This window comes from Apibacter sp. (assembly GCF_025291155.1).
Taxonomy (GTDB): Bacteria; Bacteroidota; Bacteroidia; order Flavobacteriales; family Weeksellaceae; genus Apibacter.
Window position 1 is genome coordinate 1 of sequence record NZ_JAMBJZ010000116.1, and the last position, 5,096, is coordinate 5,096.

6 protein-coding genes are annotated in these 5,096 nt (G+C 31.5%); 2 read left to right on the forward strand and 4 right to left on the reverse strand.

Annotation, left to right across the window (positions count from 1 at the left end; all coding sequences use genetic code 11):
- Nucleotides 1-154: 154 nt before the first annotated feature.
- Nucleotides 155-574, reverse strand: a complete 420-nt coding sequence (locus M3Z80_RS09075; RefSeq protein ID WP_293919295.1) for an SH3 domain-containing protein — start codon at nucleotides 572-574, stop codon at nucleotides 155-157.
- Between the two features lie 6 nt (nucleotides 575-580).
- A complete protein-coding gene (locus M3Z80_RS09080) occupies nucleotides 581-1,060 on the reverse strand; it encodes a BON domain-containing protein (RefSeq protein ID WP_293919296.1) in 480 nt (159 codons plus the stop codon).
- A 210-nt stretch (nucleotides 1,061-1,270) separates the two neighbouring features.
- On the opposite strand from M3Z80_RS09080, the gene M3Z80_RS09085 reads away from it, so the two are divergent.
- Together M3Z80_RS09085 and M3Z80_RS09090 are read left to right on the forward strand one after the other, a co-directional pair.
- Entirely contained in the window at nucleotides 1,271-2,164 is an 894-nt protein-coding gene (locus M3Z80_RS09085) for a LysR family transcriptional regulator (protein ID WP_293919297.1), read from the forward strand.
- Between the two features lie 59 nt (nucleotides 2,165-2,223).
- Nucleotides 2,224-3,210, forward strand: a complete 987-nt coding sequence (locus M3Z80_RS09090; RefSeq protein ID WP_293919298.1) for a YeiH family protein — start codon at nucleotides 2,224-2,226, stop codon at nucleotides 3,208-3,210.
- On the opposite strand, the gene argH is transcribed toward M3Z80_RS09090, so the two are convergent.
- Both argH and M3Z80_RS09100 read right to left on the reverse strand, forming a co-directional pair.
- Nucleotides 3,207-4,496 (reverse strand): argininosuccinate lyase, encoded by a 1,290-nt coding sequence (gene argH / locus M3Z80_RS09095; RefSeq protein ID WP_293919299.1) that lies wholly within the window; start codon nucleotides 4,494-4,496, stop codon nucleotides 3,207-3,209. The two genes, M3Z80_RS09090 and argH, sit on opposite strands and share 4 nt — an antisense overlap.
- 27 nt (nucleotides 4,497-4,523) lie before the next feature.
- Nucleotides 4,524-5,096, reverse strand: a 573-nt coding sequence (locus M3Z80_RS09100) for a peptidase dimerization domain-containing protein (RefSeq protein WP_293919300.1), incomplete at its 5' end; no start/stop codon positions are given.

Sequence of the window (5,096 nt, forward strand, 5' to 3'; positions counted from 1 at the left end):
GAATAATTCACTTTATTATATAGCTATAAAACAATCTATTATGTATATAGATTGTTAGTATGTAATTAGTATAATTTTCTACAAAAAAATAAACAAAAAAGGGAATGAAAATTAATTCAAACCCTAATTAATTATTTAAAATGTATGCTAAATTTTATATCGCTTTTAAATATTCTGTATTACAATATCCTTCGGTTCCATCTTCAGATCGTATCAGATACCAATCATCATTATACTTGCTTAAATAAGTTACCGTAGATTGGTGAGCTGCCTTACCTATTATAGGTTGATCGGTACCCGGTCCTTTCCTTATATTTAAATTGGTGCTTTGAGTAGTCACCTTATATTTAGAAGAAGGAGCATTCGGCGATACATTTACGTTCAAAATAAGATCTCCCGATCTAAAATCGGGATCAATTTTATTATATACTGACCAAAGTTGATCTTTAGATTCTCCATTTGGAACTTCTCCGTCAATATAAAGAACGTTATTTTGCTCTTTTACGGAAAGATTTGTAATACCTAAACTATTTGCTTTGGAAATTAATTCTGCATATTTATCTTGTAAAGCCATCTTATTTTATTTAAGTAATAATTTCTGTTCTATTTTTTTTGGTTGTAAGGCATTGATAGCTTGCATAAGTCTTGGTAATTCACTTCTATTTAATTCTCCGTTAAGAGTAACTATTCCGTCATTTACATCAGCAGTAACCCCTGTATATCCTTTTAAAACATCATTTACTTTAGATTCTAAAACGGAATCTGCAGAGACTTCTACACTACTAGCAGTTTCTTTAATGGTTGCATTGTCTTCAACAGATTTAATACCCGGAATAGCTTTAACGGCATTTTCAGTAGATTGTTTTGCATTATCATCATTATATTCACCTGAAAGTGTTGCCACTCCTTTTTTTACATCTATATTCACTCCTTCCGGTAACACTGCTTTTGCTTTGGTAACTAAGTCAGAATCTTTAGGTTCTTTTTTGCATGATGTCAATGAAAAACTTAAGGTACCCATTATAACAAAAGCTAATAAAATTTTTCTAATTTGTTTCATAATTTGGTTTTTTAGGTCTATTTTTAAATTGATAATATAATTTTATAACTAGTAAATAAAAACAAAAATTATTCCATTATAAATTAACTAGTTAATTGTAAATAAAATGAGAAAAATAGATGAATAACTTATATTATTTTACATTTATATTTATTTAACTAAAATCATTGATAGATATAGAGCAAAATACCTTATAAAAACAGTCTTATTATGTCAGATGTCCGTTTGAAAATATTTTATTCTGTAGCAAAAAACTTAAGTTTTACCAAGGCAGCCGAAGAACTTTATATATCTCAACCGGCAGTTACTAAAAATATAAAGGAATTGGAGACTGAATATGACATGACGCTATTTCTTCGAAAGGGAAATAAAATAGAGCTTACGGATGCAGGTAAATTATTATTGTTTCACTCAGAAAAAATTATAGACATTTACAAGCAAATTAGATTCGATTTTGATTTGTTAAAAAATAATTTTTCAGGTACTTTTCAATTAGGAGCAAGTACCACTTTAGGTCAGTATTTACTTCCGGCACTTATGTCGCAATTTCATTCCATGCATCCAAAAATCAAAATGTCTCTTATAACTGCTAACACGAGGGATATTGAAAAGTATCTTATTGAGAAAAAAATCGAATTGGGATTGGTTGAAGGGAAACCTTCGAATAAACAACTAAAATATATCCCATTTTTACAAGATGAAATTATAGCTATTGCTCACACTTCACAAGAAATCTCTACCAGAGAATCTTTATCTTTAGAAGAATTAATGACTATTCCTTTAGTATTAAGAGAATTGGGGTCAGGAAGCCTTGATATTATAAGGGATGCTTTTCAATCTAAAAACATATTGTTAAAAGACTTGAATATTGCTATGCATTTAGGAAGCACTGAAGGAATTAAATCGTATTTGACCCACGCGAATTGTATCGGATTTGTTTCTATAGCTGCTATAAATAAAGAAATAAAAAATGGAGAATTTCAAGTCATTGATATTGAGGGGATCAATATTGAACGATGGTTTTATTTTGTTTACAATCAAGGAGTCCCTCAAGGGAATTCAGATCTATTTATAAAATTTGCTACGACCCATTATAACTTTTAGTTATAAATAATAACTTTTTTTCATAGGGCTATCTATATATATTTATTGATATTTGTCTGATGAATCAACCGAAAACTAAGAATAAGTTATTATCATTCTTCACTAATGGAAAAAAAATAATATTTATACTTTTAAGCTTATCCTGTCTTATTTTTACTATAGATACCCCTTTAGCATTATTATTAGGTATATTATTTTCCTTTATAGCAGGAAATCCCTATCCTAAATCCACTAAAAAAATTACCCGTTATCTTTTACAATTATCTATTATTGGTTTAGGATTTGGAATGGATTTAGTGACAGCTATAAAAGTGGGTAAAGAAGGGTTGATTTTTACTATAGCATCTATCTGTATCACATTACTAATTGGAATAACGGTAGGTCGGCTGCTTCATATTAATAAAAAAATAGCCTTTTTAATAGCTTCCGGCACGGCGATTTGTGGAGGGAGCGCAATTGCAGCAATATCTCCACTTATTCATGCAGATGAAGAGGAGACGACCCTTTCAATGGCGACCATATTTATTTTAAATTCAATAGCTTTATTCGTGTTCCCTGTATTAGGACAGATATTTCACCTTACACAAGAGCAATTCGGTTATTGGTCTGCATTGGCCATACATGATACCAGCTCCGTGGTAGGAGCAGCACAACATTACGGAGCAAAAGCATTAGAAATTGCAACCATGGTTAAATTGGAAAGAGCCCTATGGATTATCCCTTTATCCTTTGTAACACTTATTGCTTTCAAAGAAGGTAAAGAGGACAAGGGTAAGAAGATAAAAATTCCATATTTCATTTTCTTGTTTCTTTTAGCAATTATTGCTAATACCTATATACCAAAATACTTTCCGATATTTTTCCAGATAAATCATTGGTTAGTAGGGGCAGCTAAAAAAGGGCTAACTCTAACATTATTTTTCATTGGAGCAAACTTAAATTTAAAATCAATAAAAAAGGTAGGAATAGAGCCTTTCTTGTTAGGTGGAATCCTATGGGTAATTATATCTATTGTTTCATTAGTAGTACTACAATTTTTCTTTTAATATGTGTTCCAATTGCTTTCCATTTTCATTTTAATTTCTTCAAGGCAGAGGTTATTAATGCTTCCCTCATGGGTATGCGAAGTTTTTTTGCAAGATTGAAAAGTTCCTTCTTCCACTTGTTGAGCTATTAACTTATAAGCATCTCGAAAAGGAATACCTTGAGAAACTAATTCATTCAATCCCTCAACAGTAAATAAATAATCATACTTAGGATCATCAAGGATATTATCCTTTACTTGAATATCTTGTAAAGAATAATGAGCCATATCTAAGCATGCCTTAATATTTTGTATTCCCGGTATGATTCCTTCTTTCAATAATTGTAAATCTCTATGATAACCGCTAGGTAAGTTATTTGTTATCAAAGTTAGCTCATAGGGTAAGGACTGTATCTTATTGCATTTTCCTCGTATTAATTCAAACACATCTGGATTTTTTTTATGAGGCATAATGCTGGAACCTGTAGTTAGGCGTGAAGGGAGAGAAAGAAAATTATAATTTTGGCTGGAGTATAAGGTTACATCCATCGCTAACTTGGATAAAGTTCCGGCTAAACTGCTAAGGGCATAGGCAGTTGTTTTTTCCGATTTTCCTCGACTCATTTGTGCAGCAACGGAGTTGAACTTTAAGGTATTAAAACCTAATTCTTTTGTAGTAAATGTTCGGTCAATAGGAAAAGAGCTTCCATATCCCGCTGCTGATCCTAGTGGGTTTTGATCTATTATTCGTAAAGCAGCGTTTATTAAAATTATATCGTCAATTAAACTTTCTGCATAAGCTGAAAACCACATGCCAAAAGAAGAAGGCATAGCGATTTGAAAATGAGTATATCCCGGTAGTAAAACATTTTTATTTTTTTCAGCTAGATCCATCAGAAGATCAAAAAGTGCGCGGGTTTGATTTTTAATAATTTGTAATTCATCTTTTAAAAATAAATGCATATCAACCAAGATTTGATCATTTCGAGAGCGAGCAGTGTGAATCTTTTTTCCAGCCTCGCCAACCTTTTCGGTCAATAAGAATTCAATTTTCGAATGTACATCTTCAAATTTATCTTCAATCTGGAAAGTTTTATTGTCAATATCCTTGAGAATTTCATGTAAAGCATTTACAAGATCTTGCTTTTCTTTCTCCGATATTAGTCCTACTTTACCTAACATTTTTGCTTGCGCTAAAGAGCCTAACACATCGTATTTTGCTAAAACGACATCAAGTTCTCTGTCATTTCCTACTGTAAATAACTCAATTCGCTTATCGGTTGATATACCTTTTTCCCAAAGTTTCATTTTAAAAATTTTAATATAATTATAGTACTATAAGAGAGTTTTATTTAATAGTTCGATATAAAGAGGTATGGCCTCTTCTATTTCCTCACGGAAAATATATTCATCGGCAGTATGAGATCGTAGAGAATTTCCTGGCCCCATTTTCAAAGAAGGACATGTTAACACCACCTGATCTGAAAGAGTGGGGGAACCGTAGGTTTCTCTCCCTAATTCAATGCCGGCTAAAACTAAGGGATGAGTTTTAGGTATAGAGGAAGATTTTTGTTTCAAAGACCTGGGTGTAATTAAAACTTTTTCAGACGATAAGTTTTTATCAATGATTGAAAATATTTCTTCATTTGTATAACAATCGTTTACGCGTATGTCAATCACCAACCTACATTGTTCCGGGACAAGATTATGCTGTTTTCCTGCATCAATTTGAGATACAGTCATTTTCATGGGACCTAAAACTTCTGATATTTTTTCAAAAGAATAGTCTTTAAACCATTCAATTACTGGCAAAGCATTGTAAATAGAATTATTCGGATTATTGTGAGCAGCATGACTGGCTGTTCCTTTTACGATAATATCCAACACGAGTAATCCTTTTTCGGCAAT